The organism is Acinetobacter sp. S4400-12 (assembly GCF_024129495.1).
GTDB lineage: Bacteria > Pseudomonadota > Gammaproteobacteria > Pseudomonadales > Moraxellaceae > Acinetobacter > Acinetobacter lwoffii_C.
Genome location: NZ_JAMXYB010000064.1, coordinates 1 through 4,000 on the forward strand (window position 1 = coordinate 1; position 4,000 = coordinate 4,000).

The window sequence follows — 4,000 nt, forward strand, 5'->3', positions numbered from 1 at the left end:
TGTATCGCTTGAACTGTGTTTCAGAAAGCTTCTTTGAATCGATGTATTCCATCCGCAGATTATGCACGAATGCCAAGAAATCTGGAGTGCAGATATCAACCAAAAAGAAGATCATTTTTTGATTTATGAAAGAGATCTATTAATCATATTATAATAATTTCCCATCATTTACCAAACTATATAATCGACCCCCTCATATATTAAAAATGCACTTTGCATTGAAATCCTCAAAACCTATAACTTTACAGCATTCTAGGGCCTTTTCTATTTTTTGGATAGGTATTAAATTTTTAAACTAATATACATATAAAAAACTACAGGATCAATAAATCCTTTCTATAATTAAATTTATCATATTAGTTTTATAAATATTATTAATACCTACTTGAGTAGCATTGAAATATAAATAAATTTTTAACTATATAACATATACATATCTTCTATAATATGTTTATTCTAGACAAATTAGCCTTCTCACACAAGTATTTAGTTATTAAAATTTATCCAGTATTTATTATAAATAATACCCAAATAAATAATTAATTTAATACCTTATACATAATAAAAACCTCAACACCTTCAATATAGTAAGTCTTATTTTTTCATTTAATTTAGTTAACCATAATGAGACTTTTTCTTAATTTTTTTAATTTTAAATAACATATATTTATTTTCTAAACTGAGTTATTTAGCTTCTTATGCTTTCTTATTTATAGATAAGTTAATCATATTTAACCCGAATCGCGGATAAGAAATTAACTTGAAAAATAGGAGGACTAGAGCCATCAGTTGAGTTATCACACCAAACTCACAACTCTAGTCCCGATGTTCAATAGTACCGAATTATTCTGTGTAATTGATGATTTCTTTCTTAAATTTGAAGCAACCTACTGGAAATTCCTCAAGCAAAGCCATCACTGCTTAAGAATCCGAAAAGCGCAGCTGAGTATCTCTGAAATCATCTTTATCGCCATTTGGTATAAGTATTCTCACTTCAATAATTTCAAAGCCTTTTTCACCTGGTTAAAAGAAGATAAAAGCCATTTATTTAAGTACTTGCCTTGCTATCAAAGGATGATTCATCTGATCAATATGCACCAATTGGCCCTACACGCTTTACATGTGGCGCTGATGAAAGACCAAGCTACACAATATTTATGGATTGATTCAACAACTCTGCCAGTTTGTAAAAATCAACGTATTCAGCGTCATAAATCATTAGTCCAAATTGCATCACGTGGTAGAAGCTCAATGGGCTGGTTTTATGGCTGTAAATTACATATTGCGATGAATCAATTTGGTGAAATTGCCTGTTCTGCTTTATCAAATGGACATGTTGCTGACATTAAAATGGTTGAACAATTAGCTGAAGGTTTACAGGCGCAACTCTATGCCGACCGTGGCTACATCAGTCAACAATTAAAAAGCAGATTAAAAGAACAAGGTATTGATTTAATTACCTATCACCGAAAGAACATGAAGTCTATTAAATTATCTGCATCAGATGAATATCACTTAAAGCAGCGCAATAAAATAGAAACGTTATTCAGCTTATTGAAAGGACAATACAATTTAGTGACGAGTAGAGCACGTAGTGTTTGTGGATTTCTAGGAGGGATTTATGCTTCATTGTGCGCATATCAATTGAGCCACCGAAATAAGCCAACCATTCGAGTAATCGAATGGTTGGCTTAAACAGGATTCGGGTTATTTATTAATATAAAAGCCTCTCTATAGATCGTAAGCTTCTATCCGAATATCCAGACTCTCTATTAACTTTAATTCGTAAAACTAAGTTATATAATCCCCATTAAAATAAATGATATTGATAATAATTATCAGTTGCAATACCAAGAGCATTTGTTACACTTTGCAATAAATTTCACATAGTCTTTTTAGACATATTAGGATGCAGTGACCAATGACTAAGCCATTTTTAAAGTCTACTTTAGCGTTTGCTATATCAACAGTAATGACTAGTACAATATTTGCAGAAGAAACGCCCCTTTCACAGTTCGAAACACCCAAAGCGACCGAAGCAACCAAGTTACAGACAATTGTTGTAACTGCTGCAGGTTATGAGCAGGATGTGAACCAAGCACCCGCTTCAATGACAGTGATTACTCGGGAAGAATTAGACAAACGTAATTATAATGATATCAATGATGTTCTACGTAATACTCCCGGGGTGGTAGTGACCGGTTCAGGATCTGCACAAAGTATTAGTATTCGTGGTATGGGATCAAATTACACCTTATTTTTAGTCGATGGAAAACGCCAATATTCTAAAGACGTAAATCCGAATGGTGACGACAGCGGTTTTGAAAAAAATATTTTACCGCCTATGGCAGCTATTGAGCGCATTGAAATTATTCGTGGCCCGGCATCTACGTTGTATGGTACTGATGCAATGGGGGGTGTTATTAACATCATTACCAAAAAGGTTACCGATGTATGGACCGGCACAGTTGAAGTAGGTACAGTATTACAAGACAGTAATCAATCTGGTGATATCAAAGAAGGTTCAGTCTACTTAGCAGGACAATTAATTGCCAATAAACTCGGTTTACAGCTCGGACTAAATAAACAAGAACGTGAAGAAGATGCATATATTGGTGGTTTCCGTAATACGGAACGAGAAAGTATTAATGGCCGTTTAACCTACATTCTTAACGATGACCATGACTTAAAGCTTGATGCTAACTTTGTTAATCAAACAGCTGCAACGACAGTAGGTAAAACTGTTGCTGTTGCAGGGCCGGGTGAAAAACAGGCAACAGGCAGTAAAGGTCGCAATTATCGCAGTGTATATAGTCTAACGCATGACGGCCATTACAATGATACGTTAACCAGTCGTAGCTATGTGCAACTTGAAAACTCAAAAAATCCAGATCGTAGCAATGGTATTACCAGCGGTATTGAAACAGATACCTGGATTGCCAATACTCAATGGGATTGGGATCTAAGCAAACATCAATTGGTTTTTGGTGCATATTTTAAAAATGAAGAAATGATTGATCGTGCTACCAATCAAAATGAAAAGCTCCCTATTACTGAATTAGAGCGTTGGGGCTTTGCATTATTTACTGAAGATACCTGGTCTATTACTGAGCGTTTTAATCTGACAACGGGTGTACGTTATGATCATGATAAAAACTATGATGGTAATTTCTCACCTCGTATTTATGGGGTATATAACCTTAATGATGCCTGGATTTTAAAAGGTGGTGTATCGACTGGTTATAAGCAACCAGATTTAAAGCAGTCTTCAAGTGAGGTGCATTCAGTAACAGGTAAAGGCAGTGCCTTTATTATGGGCAATGATGATTTAAAACCCGAAAAATCCATAACTTATGAATTAGGTACGGCTTGGCAAGGGGCTCGCTCAAATACAACTTTAACTGCATATTATACTGAGTTTAAAGACCGGATTAGTGAAGACCGCATCTGCCAATCACCAAATGGTGAAAATAATAAGCCATCTACATGGGTATGTCCTGATCCTTTTGATCGTTTAGATAATAATGGTAATCCACTGATGTGGAACTTCTACGGTAGTCGCTTTAATATTGATAAAGCGGCAATGCAAGGTATTGAAGCAACATACGATGTAGAGTTGGCTGATAATATTAATCTAGCTGCAAACTATACCTATACGGATACTGAAATCCAGTCAGGTCAATATAAAGGTAATTCCTTGAATCAGATGCCGGAACACATGTTCAATATCACGGTTGACTATGGGATTAATGACCAGCTAGATATATGGAGCCGATTGCATCATCGTAGCGAAACCTCCCAGTCTTTGGGGCGTTCATCAATGACTATGGCCAATCCAGCCTATACATTCCTCGATGCCGGTTTTAATTACCAGTTTAATGCGAACTTGAAAGGCAAATTTGGTGTATATAATAGACTTCTTTCATAAGTCATTTTTTACTCAGTTCTAAATTATAGATTCCCGCAATTAGATTGAATCTTAATCCTAGTCTTTTGCCTC

2 protein-coding genes are annotated in these 4,000 nt (G+C 35.1%); both read left to right on the forward strand.

Annotation, left to right across the window (positions count from 1 at the left end):
• The first annotated feature begins 825 nt into the window (after positions 1-825).
• Entirely contained in the window at positions 826-1,695 is an 870-nt protein-coding gene (locus NI461_RS13770; protein WP_174660531.1) for an IS982 family transposase, read from the forward strand.
• Positions 1,696-1,921: 226 nt separating this feature from the next.
• Positions 1,922-3,928: a TonB-dependent receptor gene (locus tag NI461_RS13775; protein ID WP_253157774.1), complete on the forward strand. Its 2,007-nt coding sequence runs from the start codon at positions 1,922-1,924 to the stop codon at positions 3,926-3,928.
• Positions 3,929-4,000 lie beyond the last annotated feature (72 nt).